Origin of the sequence: Streptomyces sp. NPDC015220 (assembly GCF_043079345.1) — a bacterium.
GTDB lineage: Bacteria > Actinomycetota > Actinomycetes > Streptomycetales > Streptomycetaceae > Streptomyces.
In genome coordinates this window covers 96387-116709 of record NZ_JBIBUK010000003.1, presented here as the reverse complement: position 1 = coordinate 116709, position 20323 = coordinate 96387, and the positions used below count along the sequence as shown (strand labels likewise).

General features: G+C 69.3%; 16 protein-coding genes. 7 read left to right on the top strand and 9 right to left on the bottom strand.

Annotated features, from left to right (window positions below; genetic code table 11):
* Positions 1 to 6: 6 nt before the first annotated feature.
* Positions 7 to 2382 carry a murein biosynthesis integral membrane protein MurJ gene (murJ, locus tag ACF061_RS09670; protein ID WP_392266285.1) on the bottom strand — a complete coding sequence of 792 codons (2376 nt, stop codon included), beginning with the start codon at positions 2380 to 2382 and terminating at the stop codon, positions 7 to 9.
* A gap of 45 nt (positions 2383 to 2427) precedes the next feature.
* Positions 2428 to 4860, bottom strand: coding sequence for a DUF6049 family protein (locus tag ACF061_RS09665; protein WP_392266284.1), 2433 nt, complete (start codon positions 4858 to 4860; stop codon positions 2428 to 2430).
* A gap of 320 nt (positions 4861 to 5180) precedes the next feature.
* Between ACF061_RS09665 and ACF061_RS09660 the strand changes: the two genes are divergently transcribed.
* Positions 5181 to 6650, top strand: a complete 1470-nt coding sequence (locus ACF061_RS09660) for a CCA tRNA nucleotidyltransferase (RefSeq protein WP_392266283.1) — start codon at positions 5181 to 5183, stop codon at positions 6648 to 6650.
* A 122-nt stretch (positions 6651 to 6772) separates the two neighbouring features.
* Here the strand turns inward: ACF061_RS09660 and ACF061_RS09655 are convergent, their stop codons facing one another.
* The 4 genes from ACF061_RS09655 to ACF061_RS09640 form a co-directional block, all read right to left on the bottom strand.
* Positions 6773 to 7321 (bottom strand): hypothetical protein, encoded by a 549-nt coding sequence (locus tag ACF061_RS09655; RefSeq protein WP_392266282.1) that lies wholly within the window; start codon positions 7319 to 7321, stop codon positions 6773 to 6775.
* Between the two features lie 126 nt (positions 7322 to 7447).
* On the bottom strand, positions 7448 to 8710 hold the full coding sequence (locus ACF061_RS09650; RefSeq protein WP_392266281.1) for an MFS transporter: 1263 nt from the start codon (positions 8708 to 8710) through the stop codon (positions 7448 to 7450).
* Between the two features lie 117 nt (positions 8711 to 8827).
* Positions 8828 to 9910, bottom strand: a complete 1083-nt coding sequence (locus tag ACF061_RS09645) for an inositol-3-phosphate synthase (RefSeq protein ID WP_392266280.1) — start codon at positions 9908 to 9910, stop codon at positions 8828 to 8830.
* A 44-nt stretch (positions 9911 to 9954) separates the two neighbouring features.
* The gene (locus ACF061_RS09640) at positions 9955 to 10638 is read right to left on the bottom strand and encodes a PadR family transcriptional regulator (protein ID WP_392266279.1); all 684 of its coding nucleotides are present in this window, start codon (positions 10636 to 10638) and stop codon (positions 9955 to 9957) included.
* 398 nt (positions 10639 to 11036) lie between these two features.
* Here ACF061_RS09640 and ACF061_RS09635 point away from each other — a divergent pair, with 398 nt between their 5' ends.
* Together ACF061_RS09635 and ACF061_RS09630 are read left to right on the top strand one after the other, a co-directional pair.
* Positions 11037 to 13769 (top strand): transglycosylase domain-containing protein, encoded by a 2733-nt coding sequence (locus ACF061_RS09635; protein WP_392266278.1) that lies wholly within the window; start codon positions 11037 to 11039, stop codon positions 13767 to 13769.
* A gap of 107 nt (positions 13770 to 13876) precedes the next feature.
* A complete protein-coding gene (locus ACF061_RS09630) occupies positions 13877 to 15385 on the top strand; it encodes a glycosyltransferase family 87 protein (RefSeq protein ID WP_392266277.1) in 1509 nt (502 codons plus the stop codon).
* Between the two features lie 71 nt (positions 15386 to 15456).
* Here the strand turns inward: ACF061_RS09630 and ACF061_RS09625 are convergent, their stop codons facing one another.
* The 3 genes from ACF061_RS09625 to ACF061_RS09615 form a co-directional block, all read right to left on the bottom strand.
* Entirely contained in the window at positions 15457 to 16488 is a 1032-nt protein-coding gene (locus ACF061_RS09625) for an alanine racemase (protein ID WP_392266276.1), read from the bottom strand.
* Positions 16489 to 16571: 83 nt separating this feature from the next.
* The gene (gene femX / locus ACF061_RS09620) at positions 16572 to 17693 is read right to left on the bottom strand and encodes a peptidoglycan bridge formation glycyltransferase FemX (RefSeq protein WP_392266275.1); all 1122 of its coding nucleotides are present in this window, start codon (positions 17691 to 17693) and stop codon (positions 16572 to 16574) included.
* Between the two features lie 210 nt (positions 17694 to 17903).
* On the bottom strand, positions 17904 to 18227 hold the full coding sequence (locus ACF061_RS09615) for a hypothetical protein (RefSeq protein WP_392266274.1): 324 nt from the start codon (positions 18225 to 18227) through the stop codon (positions 17904 to 17906).
* 308 nt (positions 18228 to 18535) lie between these two features.
* On the opposite strand from ACF061_RS09615, the gene rpsF reads away from it, so the two are divergent.
* The 4 genes from rpsF to rplI all read left to right on the top strand — a co-directional run bounded on the left by rpsF (position 18536) and on the right by rplI (position 20262).
* Positions 18536 to 18826: a 30S ribosomal protein S6 gene (gene rpsF / locus ACF061_RS09610; protein WP_004985983.1), complete on the top strand. Its 291-nt coding sequence runs from the start codon at positions 18536 to 18538 to the stop codon at positions 18824 to 18826.
* Between the two features lie 77 nt (positions 18827 to 18903).
* Positions 18904 to 19482 carry a single-stranded DNA-binding protein gene (locus ACF061_RS09605; protein ID WP_392266273.1) on the top strand — a complete coding sequence of 193 codons (579 nt, stop codon included), beginning with the start codon at positions 18904 to 18906 and terminating at the stop codon, positions 19480 to 19482.
* 78 nt (positions 19483 to 19560) lie between these two features.
* Positions 19561 to 19797 (top strand): 30S ribosomal protein S18, encoded by a 237-nt coding sequence (gene rpsR, locus ACF061_RS09600; RefSeq protein WP_003949403.1) that lies wholly within the window; start codon positions 19561 to 19563, stop codon positions 19795 to 19797.
* Between the two features lie 18 nt (positions 19798 to 19815).
* Positions 19816 to 20262, top strand: a complete 447-nt coding sequence (gene rplI, locus ACF061_RS09595) for a 50S ribosomal protein L9 (RefSeq protein WP_043502361.1) — start codon at positions 19816 to 19818, stop codon at positions 20260 to 20262.
* Positions 20263 to 20323: the final 61 nt, after the last annotated feature.

The window sequence follows — 20323 nt, the reverse complement described above, 5'->3', positions numbered from 1 at the left end:
CCGGCCTCAACGCCCCAGCCGTCCGCGGACCATGCCCACGAGCGAGTTGAGCTCCTCGATCCGCATGCGGCGGGCGGCGATGAAGAAGATTCCGAACAGCAGGGCTCCACCGGCCACCAGCGCGGCGAACGAACCGACGACTCCCTGCCCCAGAGTGTGACCGATGCCGTAGCAGGCCGCCCCGCTGACCAGGGCGGCAGGCACGGAGGCGATGCACAGCCGCGCGTACGTCCGCAGCACCCGGGAACCGTCGAGGTCGCCGCCGAGCCGCTTGCGCAGCCGGTTCCAGGCGACGCCCACGCCGATGGCGTAGGCGAGGCCGTACGCGGCGGACATGCCGATCACGGACCAGCGGGCCGGAAGGAGGAAGTAACACAGTGCGGAGGCGCCCGCGTTGACCACGGCCACGATGACGGTGTTGTAGAAGGGCGTCCGGGTGTCCTCGTAGGCGTAGAAGGCACGCAGGACGACGTACTGGACGGAGTAGGGGATCAGGCCCAGGGCGAAAGCCATGAGCATGTAGCCCATGTTGGTGGCGTCACCGGTGCCCGAGGAGCCGAAGATCAGCGTGCACATCGGGATGCCGAGCGAGACGAAACCGAAGGAGACCGGCACGATGGCGACGGCCGTGGTGCGCAGACCCTGGGAGATGTCGTCACGGACGGCACCGCCGTCGCCCTCGGATGCCGAGCGGGAGAGCCGCGGAAGCAACGCGGCCATCAGGGAGACGGTGATGATGGCCTGCGGCAGCCCCCAGATCAACTGGGCGTTGGCGTAGGCGGAGAAACCGGTGCCGCCGACGCCGGAGTGCTTGCCGGCGGCCGTGGACAGCTGGGAGACGACGAGTGCGCCCGCCTGGTTGGCCAGGACGAACAGGACCGTCCACTTGGCGAGGGTCGCGGCCTTGCCGAGGCCGTGGCCCCGCCAGTCGAAACGCAGCCGCAGCCTGAATCCGGTCTCGCGCAGGTACGGGATCATCGCCAGGGCCTGCACGACCAGGCCGAGCAGCACGCCGACGCCCAGCAGCCGCTGGCCCTCCGGCGGGATGTTGGTGACCTTCATGCCGGAGTCGGCCGAGGTGCCGTACACCCAGATGAACATTCCGAGCGTCACGATGATGACGATGTTGTTCAGGACCGGGGTCCACATCATCGCGCCGAACTTGCCGCGTGCGTTGAGGACCTGCCCCATCACCACGTGGATGCCCATGAAGAAGATCGAGGGCAGGAAGTAGCGCACGAAGGTGATGCCGACCTGGTTGGAGGCCGGGTCGCTGGCGACCGAGTCGGACAGCATACGGATCAGCAGCGGGGCGGCGAGGATCGCGAGAACGGTCAGCGCGCCCAGCGCGACCATGACCAGGGTGAGCAACCGGTTGGCGTATGCCTCGCCTCCGTCCTCGTCCTCCTTCATGCTGCGCACGAGCTGCGGGACGAAGACGGAGTTGAGCCCACCGCCGACCGTCAGGATGTAGATCATCGTGGGCAGCTGGTAGGCCACCTGGAAGGTGTCGCCCAGCACTCCGATGCCGAGGGCCGAGGCGATCAGCGCTGACCGGACGAAGCCGGTGAGGCGCGAGACCAGCGTGCCCGCCGCCATGACGGCGCTCGACTTCAGCAGCCCGCCGGCCTTGCCGCCCTTCTTGGCCGCCGGCGCCTCGGCGGGAGCGGAGACGGCTGTCCGGGCAGCGGCCTCGGCACCGGCCGGGGCGGGCGCGTACGGCCCCACCGGGCCCTGCCCGGCGGCCGGTACCGGGGCGGGGCCCGGAACCGAGGGGACCTCCGCTTGCGGGTACCCGCTCATCTCCTGCGGGGACTGGTAGCCGTACTGCCCGGTGGACTGGTAGCCCCCTTGAAGGGCGTCGCCGTAGCCCTGCCCGGGGTCCTGGTAGCCGTTCTGGCGCGGGTCCTGGTAGCCGCCCTGCTGCTGGTCGCGGAAGAGGTGGGCGAAGGCGTCCGGCTCCTGGTACTCCTCGCCGGAGTGGCTGACCAGGTCGTCGACCCCCACGAACTGCGTGGTGCGGGGGTCCTCGCCGTACGGCATGTACTGGGTGGCGGCACCCGACGGCTCGGGCGGCGGGGTCTGCGCCCACACGCGGGGGTCGGGCGCGTACGGCGACTGCGGCGGGCTGCCGTACAGCGGCTGCTGCGCTCCGTAGGAGCCCGGGGGTGGCGGAGGGTGTGCGGCGCGGTCGTACAGCGCCTCGCCCACCGGATCCTGGGCGGTGAGGTCCTGGGCCCGGTAGGGGTCCTCGGCGTAGGCGTCCTGGAGGTACATGTCCGCCGGGTGGTGCGGCGCCTGGCCGTGCTCGGGCGGCGAGGCGTCGGGGTTCCCCGAGCCGCCCACGGGCCGGCCGCGGTCACCGTCGTACGGCGCGTTCATGGTTACCCCACCTCATCGTCCCGGGCCCTCCGGGCCACGACATCCTCAACGGTCCACTTTCTCACCCGTGCCGGACGGGTCGGCGTTTCCCGCTGCGGTGTCCGGTGTCGGGTCACTCGGCTGCTCCGGGCCCTGTGCCCCGGGCCGGGCGCCCGTTTCCTGTGTGGGACGCCCGGCAGGGCCCCGGGAGTTCTCCGGCTCGTCGTCTTCCCGCGGCACCGTGCTCCCACCGGTCTCACCGGCGCCGTCGAGGCCGTCCTCCGGGCCGTCCGCCTCCGCTTCCTCCCTGGCCGCCGCGCGCTTGCGCTGGGTGTACATCCGGAAGCCGGCGAGGACGAGGAGCAGTACACCGCCGCCGATGACCAGCATCACGGTGGCGGTGATCTCGGTGACCTTCACGTCGAAGGTGACGGGGGCCCCGTACTCCTGGCCGTCCTGCGTGTAGAGCTGGGCGATCACCGTCACGGGGCCGTTGGCGTTGGCCGACGTGGTGAACTTCACCGACTGGCTGTGCCCGCCGGAGACCGTGACCGGCTGTTCCGAGTAGGCCTTGCCACCGATCTTGAGGCGGGTTGGGTTGGTGGAGGTGAGCCGCAGTACCAGGTGGTCGACTCCCTGCACCAGATTGTTCTGGACGGTCACGGGGATCGTGGCGCTGCGGCCGGACAGCTTGGTCTCCGACTTGTCGATCAGCTTGACCTGTTCGGAGATGTCGTCGAGGTACGCCTCCACGCCGTCCCGGAAGCCGGCGGCCGCACGCCGCTGGCCGCGCCACGACGTGGACATCTCGCGGTTCATGGCCCGCCCGAAGGGCGTGACGACCCGGGACTCGTCGGTGAGCACCACCTTGAAGTTGTCGACCTTGTCCTGCGTCCTGGCGATCTCCGAGAACGCGGTCCGGTCGAGCTGCTGCCTGCGCAGCGAGGAGGGGTAGTCCGAGGACGACGGGACCTTCGTGCTGGCGCCGGGATCCGGCTTGGCCTTGGCGGTCGCCGCCAGGTCCTGGGACTGGGACCAGGTGCTCTGCTGGAGTACGGTCAGCGCCTGTGCCATGGACTGGGCCTGGCTCGCGCTGGGCATGCGCTGCGGGGCGACGAGGACACTGCGCTGCTTGCCCGTCTGGCCGTTGAGTTCGAGGCTCTGGGCGAGGAACCGCTGCACAGCGAGCGTGGCGGCGCCGGCCCGGGTCATGTCGCCCTCGAACGCCGTCGAGAGCCGCGCGTCCGCGACGACCGCCGTGGTGCCTGAGCCGATCGGGCGGGCGGCGGACGGCGTGTAGGTCAGTCCGTCGGACTCCTGGAGGCTGTCACTGCGCGCGATGACCTTGTCGGCGCCCGCGGAGGTGGCGACCCGGACGATGGACGGGTCGACGGCGCCGTCGACCGGCCAGGCGAAATCCGTGTCCGGTTTCACGTGGAGCACGGTCTCCACGGTGCTGGCGGCGACGTCGGTGGCGTCCTTGAGCTGGCTCAGCGAACCGGTGACGCTCGTGCCGTTGTGGGCGAGGGAGGCCAGGTCCGGGTCGGCGAACGGCAGGGTCACGACCTCCTTGCCCGCCACCGCCTGCTGCAGCTCGGCCAGCCACTGCTTGGCCACCGCCTGATGGGTGCCGGCGACGGGGTTCGTGTCGCCGTCCGTCCGGACGCGGTAGTTGCGTGTCATGGCGTCGACGGAGGCCAGCAGGTCAGGGTCGATCACCCAGGTCACGTCGAGGTCCTTGCCCAGCGACAGCATCCGCTCCAGCCGGCCGCCGGGGGCGAGGTCCTTGGCGAGGTCGTCGTTGAGGAAGACCGGGACCTGCTGCGTGCCGGGGCCTGTCTCCGCGGTCATGTGCGCGGTGGAGACGAGCGGCCACAGATAGGTCGTCCTGGTCTTCGTGCTCGCGTCGTCGGGCTGCCACGGCAGGAACGTGTGCTGGATGCCCAGCACCTGCTCCCAGGGTTCGGAGGACGTCTGGCCCGACAGCGAGACGGAGAACTCGTAGACGCCGTTCGAGCCGAGGTTCAGCTTGCCGACCGGCACGGCGATGCTGAAACGCTGGGCGACGCCGGGCGCGAGCCGGCCGAATTCCTGGACGTACTTGCCGCCGACCTCCGAGCCGTCGGTGCCCGGGTCGAAATCGGTGCGCCGGGCGATGTCGTCGATGGCGGAGCGGGTGTCCAGTTCCTGTCCCACCCGCAGACCCACGTGGGCGTCGGTGACCGCTTGCCGGCCGTTGTTCACCACCGTGCCCGAGACGGTCAGGGTGTCCCCGTCCGAGGGGGCGCTGGGGCTGAACGAGTCGAGGGACACGGCCACCGTGCGCGAGCCGGAGGCAGCCCGGAGCGCGTCCTGGCCGGTGGCGTGGGCGGCCGGCGCGGCGGACAGCTGGAGCAGGCCGGCCAGCAGAGGCGCGCCGGCGAGCAGTGCCCCGGTGCGCCGCAGCAGGCGGCGGGCAGGTGAGGGAGTGGTCCCCTGGAAGTCTGCCGCCTCGGCCACGCGCTCGCCCGTCCCTCGTCGTCAGTGGTCGTCGGAATGTGCGTCCACGCATGGTAACGATGTGCGCGGAGGGGAAGTGCCACGGAGGCGGGCCACAAGATCGTCCGATGGGCGCCGACGCCCTGGATGTACATGTATCCGGGACGCTGTTCGGTAGGTCACATAACGGCGACTTGCGTGATATTGGAGTGGTCTGGAAGGGGCCGGAAAAGACCGCCGTGGGCGTTCGGAGGAAAGGCCGTACGGGTGCTGGGGCGGGCCGGTTCGGCGGCCCTGGTGACGAAGCGGCCGGCGGCCCGGGCCACGTACCCTCTTCTGTTGTGCCGAATGCCAACGAAGACACTCCCCCTGCCCTGAGCCAGGTGCAGCAGCGCGCGGTGACCGAACTGCTGCGAGTGGCCCCTGTCGCCGACGACCTCGCGCGCCGATTCCAGGAGGCCGGGTTCTCGCTCGCCCTGGTCGGCGGCTCGGTCCGGGACGCGCTGCTCGGCCGGCTCGGCAACGACCTGGACTTCACGACCGACGCCCGTCCCGAGGACGTACTGAAGATCATGCGGCCGTGGGCGGACGCGGTGTGGGACGTCGGGATCGCCTTCGGCACCGTCGGCGCGCAGAAGCAGGCCCACGTCGAAGGGGCCGACCGATGCTTCCAGATCGAGGTGACCACCTACCGGTCCGAGGCCTACGACCGCACCTCCCGTAAGCCCGAGGTGGCGTACGGTGACTCGATCGAGGAGGACCTCGTCCGGCGCGACTTCACCGTCAACGCGATGGCGGTGGCGCTGCCGGAGAAGACCTTCATCGACCCGCACCGGGGCCTGGAGGACCTGGCGGCACGAGTACTGCGGACCCCGGGCACTCCTGAGGAGTCCTTCTCCGACGACCCGCTGCGCATGATGCGGGCCGCGCGGTTCGCCGCTCAGCTCGACTTCGAGGTCGCACCCGAGGTCGTCACGGCGATGAAGGAGATGGCCGGCCGTATCGAGATCGTCTCGGCCGAGCGGGTCCGGGACGAGCTGAACAAGCTGATCCTCTCCGCGCACCCGCGCAAGGGGTTGACGCTGCTCGTCGAGACGGGCCTGGCGGACCGGGTGCTGCCCGAGCTGCCCGCTCTGCGCCTGGAGCGCGATGAGCACCACCGGCACAAGGACGTCTACGACCACACGCTGATCGTCCTGGAGCAGGCGATCGCCCTGGAGGAGAACGGCCCCGACCTCGCCCTCCGGCTGTCCGCACTGCTGCACGACATCGGCAAGCCGCGTACCCGCCGCTTCGAGACGGACGGCCGGGTCTCCTTCCACCACCACGAGGTGGTCGGCGCGAAGATGACCAAGAAGCGTATGACGGCCCTGAAGTACTCCAACGAGCTGGTGAAGGACGTCTCGCGGCTGGTCGAGCTGCACCTGCGCTTCCACGGGTACGGCACGGGCGAGTGGACCGACTCCGCCGTCCGCCGTTATGTCCGCGACGCGGGACCTCTCCTCGACCGCCTCCACAAGCTGACCCGTTCCGACTGCACCACGCGGAACAAGCGCAAGGCTGCCGCGCTGTCCCGCGCGTACGACGGGCTGGAGGAGCGCATCGTCCAGCTCCAGGAGCGGGAGGAGCTCGACGCGATCCGGCCGGACCTCGACGGCAACCAGATCATGGAGATCCTGGACGTCAAGCCCGGTCCGGCCGTCGGCCGCGCCTACAAGCACATGCTGGAGCTCCGTCTGGAGAACGGCCCCATGGGACATGAGGCCGCGGTGTCGGCCCTCAGGGAATGGTGGGCCGAGCAGCAGAGCTGATGCCGCCCTCGGGGTCGTGTTTCACGTGAAACACGACCCCGAGGGGCGGAGAACCGACCCAGGCATGCCGAAGGGCGATGTTTCACGTGAAACATCGCCCTTCGGCATGAGCGGAGCGCGGCCTACTTGGTTTCCTTCAGGCAGAGCACGACATCGTGGCCGCCGCCGTACTGGACGTAGGAGATCGTCGCGTCAGCGACGGTCTTGCACTTGTCCTGGTCGGTGGAACCGTCGAACTTCTGCACCACCTTGTACTGGGACTTGTCCGACGAGCAGTCGACGTCCTTGAGGTCGGCCTTGGTCATGGTGCCGTCGTTGTGCATGCAGGAGCCCACCGAGGTGGTCTCCGCGTCGTCGCGGCTCAGGAACCAGCCAAGTCCCAGGGCGCCGCCGAACTTCACCAGACCGATGATGACGGCGACGACGATGCCGCCGACGATGCGCAGTGCCTTCTTCCCCCCGCGCTTCGCGGGTGCGGGCGGCGGCGGAGCCGTCGCGCCCTGCTGCTGCGGGAAGGGGGCGTACGGCTGCCGGGGCGGGTACGGCTGCTGAGGGGGGTAGGGCTGCTGCGCCACCCCCGGCTGACCCGGCTGCTGCCCCATGGGAGCGGTGGGCGCCTGGCCGTACGGATTCTGGCCGTACGGGCCCTGGGGTGGCGGCGGAGTGGTCACTTGGGGGTCCCCCTGGAACATAGACGCGATGGCGCGAACGGAGTGTCGAAATAAGACGCACGTAAGCTACAGGCCCCCACTGACAACCCTGTAACTCAGGAAAGGTCTGTGTCACTGATGTGACACTCACAGGCGCGCATAGCGGGCAATAGCCGTCGCAACCGCTCCGTAGACAACGGCGACCATCACCACCAGCGTGGCCGAGCGGCCGTCCGGCGGCAGCATCAGGGCGGCGACGGCGGCGGCACCGACGAAGGCGATGTTGAACAGGACGTCGTAGAGGGAGAAGATCCGGCCGCGAAAGCCGTCCTCGACCGCGGACTGCACGACCGTGTCGGTGGCGATCTTGGCGGCCTGGGTGGCCAGTCCCAGGACGAAGGCCGCGACCAGCAGCGGGCCGGCCGCGAACGGCAGGCCGAGGGAGGGTTCGAGGACCGCGGCGGAGCCCGCGCACACCACGATCCAGCGGGCGGGACCGAGCCGGCCCGCCGCCCAGGGCGTCACCAGTGCCGCCACGAAGAATCCGGCGCCGGAGAAGCCCAGCGCCAGTCCGAGCAGGCGCAGCCCGGCACCGGTGCTCGATGTCAGACCGTAGCGGCACAGCATCAGCACCATCACGGTCAGCGCGCCGTAGCAGAACCGCATCGCCGTCATGGCGGCCAGCGCTCGGGCGGCCCTGCGACGCGTCGGCGCCATGAGGTGCCGGACGCCCGCCGTCAGATCGCGTGCGGTGCCGGTCAGCGCGGCGCCCAGCCGTGGCTGGGCCGACCACCGGTCGGGGCCGAGCAGGTCCGGGGCCATGAGCAGCGAGACGAGGGCCGAGCACAGGTAGAGGGCGGCGCCCAGCAGCACCACGGCCGCGTCGGAGTCGGCTCCGGCCAGGCGTACGACGAAGGCGAGACCGCCGCCCCCGAACGCGGCCAGGGAGCCCGCGGTCGGTGACAAGGAGTTGGCCATCACCAGCCGCTCGTCGTCGACCACCCGGGGCAGTGCGGCGGACAGACCGGAGAGGACGAAGCGGTTGACCGCGGTGACGCACAGCGCGGAGACGTAGAACAGCCAGCCTGCGGCGCCGCCCACCATCAGCGTCGCCGTGGCGGCCGCCATCGCCGCGCGCGCCAGATTGCCGTAGAGGAACACCTGACGGCGCCGCCAGCGGTCCAGCAGGACGCCTGCGAACGGGCCGACCAGGGAGTACGGCAGCAGCAGCACCGCCATCGCGGAGGCGACCGCGGTGGCCGAGGCCTGGCGCTCCGGGGAGAAGACGACGTAGGTGGCCAGCGCGACCTGGTAGACGCCGTCGGCTCCCTGGGACAGCAGCCGCACGGCGAGCAGACGCCGGAAACCCCGCAGGCGCAGCAGGATGCGCAGGTCACGGACGACGGCCATGGGGCACAGCCTCACATACGCGAGGCAGGGCCTCACATACGGGAGGGCCCCCGGTCGCACACACGGTGCGCCCGGGGGCCCGACAGCCCTGGCAGGAGCGGTTTGAGAAGCGGTTCGTCAGCGCTCGACGTCGCCGCGGATGAACTTCTCGACGTTCTCCCGGGCCTCGTCGTCGAAGTACTGCACCGGCGGGGACTTCATGAAGTACGAGGACGCGGACAGGATCGGGCCGCCGATGCCGCGGTCCTTGGCGATCTTCGCGGCGCGCAGCGCGTCGATGATCACGCCGGCGGAGTTCGGGGAGTCCCAGACCTCGAGCTTGTACTCCAGGTTCAGCGGGACGTCGCCGAACGCGCGGCCCTCGAGGCGGACGTAGGCCCACTTGCGGTCGTCGAGCCAGGCCACGTAGTCGGACGGGCCGATGTGGACGTTCTTCTCGCCGAGGTCCCGGTCGGGGATCTGGGAGGTGACGGCCTGCGTCTTGGAGATCTTCTTGGACTCCAGGCGCTCGCGCTCGAGCATGTTCTTGAAGTCCATGTTGCCGCCGACGTTCAGCTGCATGGTGCGGTCCAGGATGACACCGCGGTCCTCGAACAGCTTCGCCATGACGCGGTGCGTGATGGTGGCGCCGACCTGCGACTTGATGTCGTCGCCGACGATCGGGACGCCCGCCTCGGTGAACTTGTCCGCCCACTCCTTGGTGCCGGCGATGAAGACGGGAAGGGCGTTGACGAAGGCGACCTTGGCGTCGATGGCGCACTGGGCGTAGAACTTCGCCGCGTCCTCGGAGCCCACGGGCAGGTAGCAGACCAGGACGTCGACCTGCTTGTCCTTGAGGATCTGGACGACGTCGACCGGCTCCTCGGCGGACTCCTCGATGGTCTGGCGGTAGTACTTGCCGAGACCGTCCAGGGTGTGGCCGCGCTGGACCGTCACACCGGTGGAGGGGACGTCGCAGATCTTGATGGTGTTGTTCTCGGAGGCGCCGATGGCGTCGGCGAGGTCCAGACCGACCTTCTTCGCGTCGACGTCGAAGGCGGCGACGAACTCGACGTCACGCACGTGGTAGTCGCCGAACTGCACGTGCATGAGGCCCGGCACCCTGGACGCCGGGTCGGCGTCCTTGTAGTACTCGACGCCCTGCACCAGCGATGCGGCGCAGTTGCCCACGCCGACGATGGCTACGCGAACCGAACCCATTCCGGTTGCTCCCTGTGTGTACTCGGTGAAGCCCTGACGGGGCATCACGTGGCGGTGTCTTCGGGCGTATCCGGCCGGGGCGGCTCCCCGGACCGGGGCAGGCCGCCCGTCGCTCCAGATGTGGTGTCCTGCTGAGCGGTCCCCCCGGCCGAGGACCCCTTGAGGTCCCGTCCGGCCCGCTCACTCTCGATGAGCTCGTTCAGCCAGCGCACTTCGCGCTCCACGGACTCCATCCCATGGCGCTGGAGCTCGAGGGTGTAGTCGTCGAGGCGTTCCCTGGTGCGCGTGAGGGAGGCGCGCATCTTCTCCAGACGCTCCTCCAGCCGGCTGCGGCGGCCCTCGAGCACGCGCATGCGCACATCACGCGACGTCTGCCCGAAGAAGGCGAAACGCGCGGCGAAGTGCTCGTCGTCGTAGGCGTCGGGGCCGGTCTGGGAGAGCAGCTCCTCGAAGTGCTCCTTACCTTCCGCCGTCAGCCGGTAGACGATCTTGGCGCGGCGCCCCGCGAGCGGAGCGGCGAGGGCGTCCTCGGCGGTGTTCCCCGGTTCCTCCGTCAACCAGCCGTTCAGGACCAGCGTCTTGAGGCAGGGATAGAGCGTCCCGTAGCTGAACGCGCGGAACACTCCCAGTGACGTATTGAGTCGTTTGCGCAGCTCGTAGCCGTGCATCGGGGACTCGCGGAGCAGGCCGAGTACGGCGAACTCGAGGATCCCGGAACGCCGGCCCATCGTCGCCTCCTCTCTGCCGCGACCCGGTGGTGACAGATGCCACTCCGGGTGCCGTGACGGTCTTTATGTCGCGCTGATGTATCGACTCGATACATCACGACGATAGAACGGCTATCCGCATGCGACAAGAGGGGGTGTGGTGAACGGGATCACATCCCTGTCTCGGTGGAGTCAAGTTGCCTGATTTGGGATGAACTTCGGGGCACGGCAGGTTTGGCCGGTGCGTAGTCTGTGCGCCATGCACACCACCGGGAACCGAGTGACGCCTGGGGACGTCCTCGTCCCTGGTGCAGTACGGGTGAATGCGCGACCGACCACATCCGTACTTCGGGGGGACCGGAAACCAGCCGCCGTTTCCAGGCGCGCAAGGGTGCGCCTGCCCGAGGAGTAGTCGTTCGATGAGCGAGCACCGTCGCAAACCGCAGCAGCCGCAGGGAGGCGGACGTGCCGCGGCCCGACGCGGTCCCTCCGGTTCGTCCTCCGGCCGCCGTGCGGCACCGCGAGGCGCCACCGGGTCACCCGCCGACTCCCACGGGTCCGGTTCCTATGGAGCGGGCTCGTACGGCACAGGTGGTGAGGAGCGTCCGTACGGCGGGCGTGCCGAGGCCCGCAGGGCGGCGCAGAGGAACGGCGGCCGACGCAGAGGGGTCGACGCCGGCGGTCCCGGTGGCCCGAACCGTCCCGGTCGCGGCAGGGGCCGCACGGCGCCTGCAGGCAAGAAGCGCTTCATCGACTACCCGCGCGCGGGGAAGTACGGCTGGCGCCGCTGGATGCCCTCCTGGAAGCTGGCGACGAGCCTGGCCATCGGCTTCGTAGGCAGCCTGGTGGCGGTCGCGGGTGTCGGATACGCGATGGTGAGCGTGCCGGACGTCGCCCAGACGGCGACCGCTCAGAACAACGTGTACTACTGGTCGGACAGCAGCGAGATGGTGCGGACCGGCGGTGAGATCAACCGCCAGATCATCAACTACTCGGACATCCCGGCGGAGATGCGGTACGCCGTCATCTCGCAGGAGAACAAGACCTTCGAGACCGACAGCGGCATCGACCCGAAGGGCATCGCGCGCGCCGTCTTCAACATGGCGCGGGGCGGACAGACGCAGGGTGGATCGACCATCACCCAGCAGTACGTCAAGAACGCGATGCTGAACGACCAGTCGCAGACCGTCTCCCGCAAGTTCAAGGAGATCTTCGTCGCGATCAAGGTCGGCGCCGAGGTCCCCAAGGACGAGATCATGGCCGGGTACCTCAACTCCGCCTACTACGGTCGCGGGGCCTACGGCCTCCAGGCGGCGTCCCGCGCGTACTTCAACAAGGACGCCAAGCACCTGAACCCCGGCGAGTGTGCCTTCCTGGCGGCGACGCTCAAGGGCGCCACGTACTACGACCCCGCGGGCGCCACCTCCATCGACCCCTCCGCGACCGCCCAGGCCAACACCAAGCGGGTCCGGCTGCAGATGCAGGACACGCTCGACAAGATGGTCGAGTACGGGCACCTGAGCGCCGCCGAGCGGGCCAAGTACACCGGGCTTCCCAAGTGGAAGAACCCGCGGTCGAACACCCGGCTGAGCGGCCAGGTCGGCTATCTCGTCGACCTCGCCAAGGCCTACATCATCCACAACACGACCATCACCGCGGACGACCTGCAACGAGGCGGCTACCAGATCCACACGACCTTCGACAAGAAGAAGGTCAGCGAGCTGGAGGCGGCCGTCAAGAAGGTCCAGAAGGCCAACATCAAGCCCAAACAGCGCCCGAAGTACGACACCCACGTCCAGTTCGGCGGCGCGTCCGTGAACCCGGGCACCGGTGCCATCGAGGCCATCTACGGCGGTGAGGACGCCACCAAGCACTTCACCAACAACGCCGACGCCACCGGTGCCCAGGTCGGTTCGACGTTCAAGCCGTTCGTCCTGGCGGCGGCCATGCGGGACGGAGTCCGCGATCCGCACGGAGTCGCGACGCAGACACAGGGCGAACGTACTCAGGTCTCGCCCAAGAGCCGCTTCAGCGGCGAGAACGAGCTCAAGATCAAGAACTACGACGGGACGGTCTGGAAGAACGAGAAGGGCGAGGAGTGGCTGCAGACCAACGACGGCCTCAAGTCCTACGGCTCTCCGCCCAACTACATGATCGACCTTCGTGAGGCGATGCGGGAGTCGGTGAACTCCGCCTTCGTGCAGCTCGGCATGGACGTGGGCCTGGACAAGGTCAAGGCGGCGGCGCTGGACGCGGGTCTGAAGTCGGACAGCCTGACCGGCACCACCTACCCGTCGTTCTCGATCGGCATTTCCGACCCCAGCGCCATCCGCATGGCCGGCGCGTACGCGACCTTCGCCGCCAGCGGCAAGCAGAACGAGCCGTTCTCGGTCACCTTCGTCGAGAGCAAGGACGGCCGCGTGTACGACCACAAGGGCGCCACCGAGCAGGCCTTCACCGCGAAGGTGGCCGACAACGTGACCGACGTCCTGAAGACCGTCGTCGAGAAGGGCACGGGCACCAACGCCAAGCTGCCGGGGCGCGACGTGGCCGGCAAGACCGGAACCACGGACGGCAACCGGTCCGCCTGGTTCGTCGGCTACACCCCGCAGCTGTCCACCGCGATCAGCATGTTCCGGCTCGACGACAACGCGAACAGCAAGTCCCGCGAGTTCCTGAAGATGTACGGAACAGGTGGCCAGGACAAGATCCACGGTGCCTCGTTCCCGGCCGAGATCTGGCACGACTACATGCTGCAGGCGCTGCAGGGCCAGCCGGCGAAGCAGTTCCCGACCCCCGAGCCCATCGGTGAGATCGTCAACGCCGCGCCCAGCCCCACCCCCACTCCCACGCCCACCAGGACCCAGGAGTCCTCCAGCCCGACGCCGACGCCGACGCCGAGCGCGACGCAGCCCAGCCCGACCCCCACGCCCACCCAGACGACCTGCGGTTTCTTCGGCTGCGGCGACAACGGCGGGGAGACGGGCGACAACGGCGGCAACGCCGCGGACGGCGGCACGGGCGGAGGCTTCCCGTCGCCGTCCCCCTCCGGCACGAACGGCAATGGGAACGGCAACGGGAACGGCAACGGAGGTCAGGGCACCAGCCGGGGCAGCGGCAACGGGGGATGGTTCGGAACCACCGGAAACTAGCCCCAGCGCCAACCGACGAGGGCGTTTCACGTGAAACGTGGGCCGCCGCACCCACCGGGTGCGGCGGCCCACGGCGTGTTCACGGGCACGTACGGCAGGATGTCCGCATGCCCAGTGCTGAATCGACGCAAGCGAGCGTGCACGAGCCCGGCCCGGTGCTGCCGACCAGGGAGGACAAGGTCGCCGCGGCCGCCAGCGAGCTGATCGGCGGCCCGGTCGGACGCCGCGCGCTGCTCGGGACGTCCTGGTGGACCCCGGTGCGCGTCGTCGTGCTCGTCACGATCGGCATGTTCGCCCTCGGCCTGGTCCAGAAGGCGCCCTGCTACCAGGGCTCCTGGTTCTTCGGCGCGAGCTCGCAGTACACCAAGGCCTGCTACTCGGACATCCCGCACCTCTACCAGGGACGCGGCTTCGCCGACGGCCTGATCCCCTACTTCGACAAGCTCTCCGGGGACATGCCGTACCTCGAGTACCCGGTGCTCACCGGTGTGTTCATGGAGGTGGCCTCCTGGCTGACCCCGCACAGCGGCAGCATCCAGCACCAGGAACAGTGGTACTGGATGGTCAACGCCGGGATGCTGATGGTGTGCGCGGCCGTCATCGCCGTCTGTGTGACGCGGACACACGCCCGGCGGCCGTGGGACGGCCTGCTGGTCGCTCTGGCCCCCGCCTTCGCGCTGACCGCGACCATCAACTGGGACCTGCTCGCGGTCGCCCTGACGGCCGCCGCGATGTTGATGTGGTCCCGTGGCCGCTCGCTCGCCTTCGGCGTGCTGATCGGACTCGCCACGGCCGCCAAGCTCTACCCGGTCCTCCTGCTGGGACCACTGCTGGTGCTGTGCTGGCGTGCGGGCCGATGGCGGGAGTTCGGCAGGGCGCTGGGCGGTGCGGTCGTCGCCTGGCTGGTCGTGAACCTGCCGGTGATGGCCTTCGCGACCGACGGCTGGTGGCAGTTCTACCGGTTCAGCCATGAACGGGGCATCGACTTCGGCTCGTTCTGGCTGATCTGGGCCCAGAACTCGAGCGACCCGCCCAGCACCGACTTCGTGAACACCGTGGCCACACTGCTGGTGGTGCTCTGCTGCCTCGGCATCGCGGCGCTCACCTTCACCGCCCCGCGCCGGCCGCGCTTCGCCCAGCTCGCCTTTCTGATCGTGGCGGCCTTCGTCCTCACCAACAAGGTCTACTCGCCGCAGTACGTCCTGTGGCTGGTCCCGCTGGCCGCGCTGGCCCGCCCGAAGTGGCGGGACTTCCTGATCTGGCAGGCCTGCGAGACGGCGTACTTCCTCGGGATCTGGATGTATCTCGCGTACACGACCAGCGGTGACGCCCACAAGGGCCTGCCGACCGACGGCTACCACTGGGTGATCGCCGCGCACCTGGCGGGGACGCTGTACCTGTGCGCGGTCGTGGTGCGCGACATCCTCGTGCCGGAACGGGACGTGGTGCGCAGCGCCGGGGCCGACGACCCCTCGGGCGGTGTGCTGGACGGCGCCGAGGACGTCTTCGTTCTCGGCGCAGCGGCCCGGCCGCCGCGCGACGCGGTCCCCTTCGAAGGAGCGGCGGCGGGCTGGGCCGGCCGGCCCGATGCCGCTGCCGAAGACCGTTCGCTCTGAGCGAACACGGCTCGAAGGGCATGCGAAAGGCCGTACCCGGCGGGTACGGCCTTTCGCACGGGAGGGAGGACTCAGCGGTCCAGGATCCGGTCGAACTGCGTGGTGGTGTGCCGCAGATGGGCCACCAGCTCGTCGCCGACCGTCGGCTCCGGGGCGTCGGAGGGCACGAACAGGATCGACACCTGCATGTGCGGCGGCTCGGCGAACCAGCGCTGCTTGCCGCCCCAGACGAACGGGGACAGGTTGCGGTTCACCGTGGCGAGGCCGGCCCGGGCGACGCCCTTGGCGCGCGGCATGACGCCGTGCAGCGCCTTGGGGGCCTCCAGTCCCACACCGTGGGACGTGCCGCCCGCCACGACCACCAGGAAGCCGTCCGACGCCGCCTTCTGCTGCCGGTAGCCGAAACGGTCGCCCTTGGCCACGCGCGTGACGTCCAGGACCGCGCCGCGGTACTCGGTGGCCTCGTGGTCGCCGAGCCACAGCCGGGTGCCGATGCGGGCGCGGAAGCGGGTCTGCGGGAACTGCTGCTGCAGCCGGGCGAGTTCCTCGGCCTTGAGGTGACTGACGAACATGGTGTGCAGCGGCAGCCGGGCCGCGCGCAGCCGGTCCATCCAGCCGATGACCTCCTCGACGGCGTCCGAGCCGTCGGTGCGGTCCAGCGGCAGGTGGATGGCGAAGCCTTCCAGACGGACGTTCTCGATGGCGGCGTGCAGCTGGGGCAGCTCCTGCTCGCTGACGCCGTGCCGCTTCATCGAGGACATCACCTCGATGACGACACGGGCGCCGACGAGGCCGTAGACCCCGTCGATCGACGACACCGAGCGGATCACCCGGTCGGGCAGCGGCACGGGCTCCTCGCCGCGCCGGTAGGGCGTCAGCACCAGCAGGTCACCGCCGAACCAGTCCTTGATCCGGGCGGCTTCGTACGTCGTGCCGACGGCCAGGACGTCCGAGCCCAGCCGGGTGGCCTCCTCCGCCAGCCGCTCGTGCCCGAAGCCGTAGCCGTTGCCCTTGCAGACCGGGACCAGCCCCGGGAACTGCTCCTGGACGTGCTTGTGGTGCGCCCGCCAGCGCGCGGTGTCGACGTAGAGCGTGAGCGCCATGGCCGGACCTGGAACCTTTCTGGTTGCTGCGGTGTGTCAGGGGTGTGGGAACTGTCGCCGGGGTCGGGGCGAGGGGGCCCGGGTCAGCGCCGCGACATGTAGATGTCGAGCGCCTTGTGGAGCAGCTTGTTCAGCGGGAAGTCCCACTCGCCGAGGTACTCGGCGGCCTGCCCGCCGGTGCCGACCTTGAACTGGATCAGACCGAAGAGGTGGTCGGTCTCGTCCAGCGAGTCGGAGATGCCGCGCAGGTCGTAGACGGTGGCGCCGAGGGCGTAGGCGTCGCGCAGCATCCGCCACTGCATCGCGTTCGAGGGCCGGACCTCCCGGCCGATGTTGTCGGAGGCCCCGTAGGAGTACCAGACGTGCCCGCCGACGATGAGCATCGTCGCCGCGGACAGGTTCACCCCGTTGTGCCGGGCGAAGTACAGCCGCATGCGGTTGGGGTCCTCGGTGTTGAGGGCCGACCACATGCGCTGGAAGTACGAGAGCGGGCGCGGCCGGAAGTGGTCGCGCACAGCCGTGATCTCGTACAGCCGCTGCCATTCCTCGAGGTCGTAGTAGCCGCCCTGGACGACCTCGACACCGGCCTTCTCGGCCTTCTTGATGTTGCGCCGCCAGAGCTGGTTGAAGTTCTTGTGCACCTCTTCCAGGGACCGGTTGGCCAGCGGCACCTGGTAGACGTAGCGGGGCTGGACGTCGCCGAAGCCGGCGCCCCCGTCCTCGCCCTGCTGCCAGCCCATACGGCGCAGCTTGTCGGCGACCTCGAAGGCGCGGGGCTCGATGAAGTCCGCCTCCAGATCGCGCAGCCGCTTGACGTCCGCGTCCTGGATGCCGCGCTTGATGGTCTCGGCGTTCCAGCGCCTGATGATCACCGGGGGGCCCATCTTCACCGAGAAGGCGCCCTGCTGCTTGAGGTGCGCCAGCATCGGCTGGATCCAGTCGTCGAGGTTCGGAGCGAACCAGTTGATGACCGGACCCTCGGGCAGATAGGCGAGGTACCGCTTGATCTTGGGCAGCTGGCGGTACAGGACGAGGCCCGCGCCGACCATCTCGCCGGTGCGGTCGTCGAACCAGCCGAGGTTTTCCGAGCGCCACTCCGCCTTGACGTCCGCCCAGGCCGGAACCTGCATGTGACTCGCCGCCGGCAGGCTCTGGATGTAGGCCAGATGCTGCTCTCGACTGATGGTCCTCAGGGTCAGGGTCATTCGGGGCGCTCCTCGGGCTGGCGTGTCCCCATGGGTTCAGGGGCTCCGGCTCTCGCGCGAAGCCTACTGTGCCGGGGGAGCGCGCAGACTGGCCGCACGCAACCCTCGTCCCGGCCGGTCGACCGCCAGGGCGTCCTCCGGCGGGCACGGGCGGCGTCCGGGCCGTACGGCGGACGCCGCCCGTGCGGTGGGTCTGCGGTACGGCCGGCGTCAGCCGAAGACACCGCCGAAGGGGCCGCCGTGCCACATGCCGAGGAAGAAGCCGATCGCGGCGGCGCCCAGGCCGAGGATCAGCCCGAAACGCTGGCGCGTCGTCACCGAGATCCACTGGCCGTACGCGCCGGTGAGGATGCCGACCAGGCCGGTCCAGGAACTCAGCAGGTGCAGGCCGGGAGCGGTGAGTCCGGTGATGAACGCGGTCAGGCCCAGCGCCAGGGTCACCATGAGCAGGGTGTCCTGGAGCGGGTGGGGCTTGCCGTCCGTGGCGAAGAGTCCGCCACTGGCGGTGGTGTTCGGTCGCATCGTCTGTGCCATGGGCACCTCCTGCGAAAGGCGGCGCATAGTAGCGCCGTGTACACCCGAGGTGTCCAGATTGCCGGGACCGACACCTCGATTTCAACCGGAAGCGGGGGTGCGGGTACTCTGTACCGTCTGCACCCGTGTCTGCCGTCCAGATCCGCCGTCCAGGCGGAGCGCAGGACAGTCCGGTGATTCCGCCGGCCGACCCCGCTTGTCAGTGCCGGCTGTTTTACTGGCGAACGGCGAACACGGATGCGTACGCATAACAACCCTCCTGCCACGGAACGACCGTGGCCGCTGAGTCCAAAGGAGGTGGGTTCCACATGCGTCACTACGAGGTGATGGTCATCCTCGACCCCGATCTCGAGGAGCGCGCTGTCTCCCCGCTGATCGAGAACTTCCTTTCTGTCGTCCGTGACGGTGGCGGAAAGGTCGAGAAGGTCGACACCTGGGGCCGTCGTCGTCTCTCGTACGAGATCAAGAAGAAGCCCGAGGGCATCTACTCGGTCATCGACCTGCAGGCCGAGCCTGCGGTCGTCAAGGAGCTCGACCGCCAGATGAACCTGAACGAGTCGGTCCTCCGGACCAAGGTCCTCCGCCCCGAGACCCACTGAGCCCTCCCGCTCAGCTGATCTCGGGATTCGAGTAGCAACCAAGCAGCCAGAGCAGCAAACCCGCCGAGAGGTTCCCCATGGCAGGCGAGACCGTCATCACGGTCGTCGGCAATCTTGTCGACGACCCCGAGCTGCGCTTCACCCCCTCCGGTGCGGCGGTCGCGAAGTTCCGCGTCGCGTCCACGCCCCGCACCTTCGACCGCCAGACGAACGAGTGGAAGGACGGCGAGAGCCTCTTCCTCACCTGCTCGGTCTGGCGTCAGGCGGCGGAGAACGTCGCCGAGTCGCTCCAGCGAGGCATGCGCGTCATCGTGCAGGGCCGACTGAAGCAGCGGTCCTACGAGGACCGTGAGGGCGTCAAGCGCACGGTCTACGAGCTGGACGTCGAGGAAGTCGGCGCCAGCCTGCGCAGCGCCACGGCCAAGGTCACCAAGACCGGCGGCCGCGGTGGCCAGGGCGGCTACGGCGGCGGTGGCGGCCAGCAGCAGGGTGGCGGCGGCTGGGGCGGCGGCCCCGGCGGTGGCCAGCAGGGTGGCGGTGCTCCCGCCGACGACCCGTGGGCGACCGGCGCTCCTGCCGGTGGCCAGCAGGGTGGCGGCGGCTGGGGCGGCGGCTCCGGCGGCGGTGGCGGCTACTCGGACGAGCCTCCCTTCTAGACCTCGTTCCGGTTCCCGGACCGGGTCGGGTCGAGGGCGGGTCGTACCCACACTTCTTGATCACACAGGAGAAACACCATGGCGAAGCCGCCTGTGCGCAAGCCTAAGAAGAAGGTCTGCGCTTTCTGCAAGGACAAGGTCACGTACGTGGACTACAAGGACACGAACATGCTGCGGAAGTTCATTTCCGACCGCGGCAAGATCCGTGCCCGCCGCGTGACCGGCAACTGCACGCAGCACCAGCGTGACGTCGCCACGGCCGTCAAGAACAGCCGTGAGATGGCGCTGCTGCCCTACACCTCCACCGCGCGCTAAGGGAAGGGTGAGCCATTCATGAAGATCATCCTTACCCACGAGGTGTCCGGTCTCGGTGCCGCCGGCGACGTCGTCGACGTCAAGGACGGTTACGCCCGCAACTACCTGATCCCGCGGAAGTTCGCTATCCGCTGGACCAAGGGTGGCGAGAAGGACGTCGAGCAGATCCGTCGTGCTCGCAAGATCCACGAGATCCAGACCATCGAGCAGGCCAACCAGGTCAAGGCCCAGCTCGAGGGCGTGAAGGTCCGTCTGGCCGTCCGCTCCGGCGACGCCGGCCGTCTCTTCGGTTCCGTCACGCCGGCCGACGTCGCCTCGGCGATCAAGGCCGCTGGTGGTCCGGAGGTCGACAAGCGTCGCATCGAGCTGGGTGCGCCGATCAAGACCCTGGGCGCTCACGAGACGTCCGTGCGTCTGCACCCCGAGGTTGCCGCCAAGGTCAACATCGAGGTCGTCGCGGCCTGATCGCCGTGCTCGGCTGCAGCAGCTGAGAGAGGGGCCGCACCCGGTGGGGTGCGGCCCCTCT

What these genes read in the sequence shown, in the direction of transcription:
- murJ (WP_392266285.1), bottom strand. Translation starts at nt 2,382, where the DNA reads ATGAACGCGCCGTACGACGGTGACCGCGGCCGGCCCGTGGGCGGCTCG.
- ACF061_RS09650 (WP_392266281.1), bottom strand. Translation starts at nt 8,710, where the DNA reads ATGGCCGTCGTCCGTGACCTGCGCATCCTGCTGCGCCTGCGGGGTTTC.
- ACF061_RS09645 (WP_392266280.1), bottom strand. Translation starts at nt 9,910, where the DNA reads ATGGGTTCGGTTCGCGTAGCCATCGTCGGCGTGGGCAACTGCGCCGCA.
- ACF061_RS09640 (WP_392266279.1), bottom strand. Translation starts at nt 10,638, where the DNA reads ATGGGCCGGCGTTCCGGGATCCTCGAGTTCGCCGTACTCGGCCTGCTC.
- ACF061_RS09635 (WP_392266278.1), top strand. Translation starts at nt 11,037, where the DNA reads ATGAGCGAGCACCGTCGCAAACCGCAGCAGCCGCAGGGAGGCGGACGT.
- ACF061_RS09630 (WP_392266277.1), top strand. Translation starts at nt 13,877, where the DNA reads ATGCCCAGTGCTGAATCGACGCAAGCGAGCGTGCACGAGCCCGGCCCG.
- ACF061_RS09625 (WP_392266276.1), bottom strand. Translation starts at nt 16,488, where the DNA reads ATGGCGCTCACGCTCTACGTCGACACCGCGCGCTGGCGGGCGCACCAC.
- femX (WP_392266275.1), bottom strand. Translation starts at nt 17,693, where the DNA reads ATGACCCTGACCCTGAGGACCATCAGTCGAGAGCAGCATCTGGCCTAC.
- ACF061_RS09615 (WP_392266274.1), bottom strand. Translation starts at nt 18,227, where the DNA reads ATGGCACAGACGATGCGACCGAACACCACCGCCAGTGGCGGACTCTTC.
- rpsF (WP_004985983.1), top strand. Translation starts at nt 18,536, where the DNA reads ATGCGTCACTACGAGGTGATGGTCATCCTCGACCCCGATCTCGAGGAG.
- ACF061_RS09605 (WP_392266273.1), top strand. Translation starts at nt 18,904, where the DNA reads ATGGCAGGCGAGACCGTCATCACGGTCGTCGGCAATCTTGTCGACGAC.
- rpsR (WP_003949403.1), top strand. Translation starts at nt 19,561, where the DNA reads ATGGCGAAGCCGCCTGTGCGCAAGCCTAAGAAGAAGGTCTGCGCTTTC.
- rplI (WP_043502361.1), top strand. Translation starts at nt 19,816, where the DNA reads ATGAAGATCATCCTTACCCACGAGGTGTCCGGTCTCGGTGCCGCCGGC.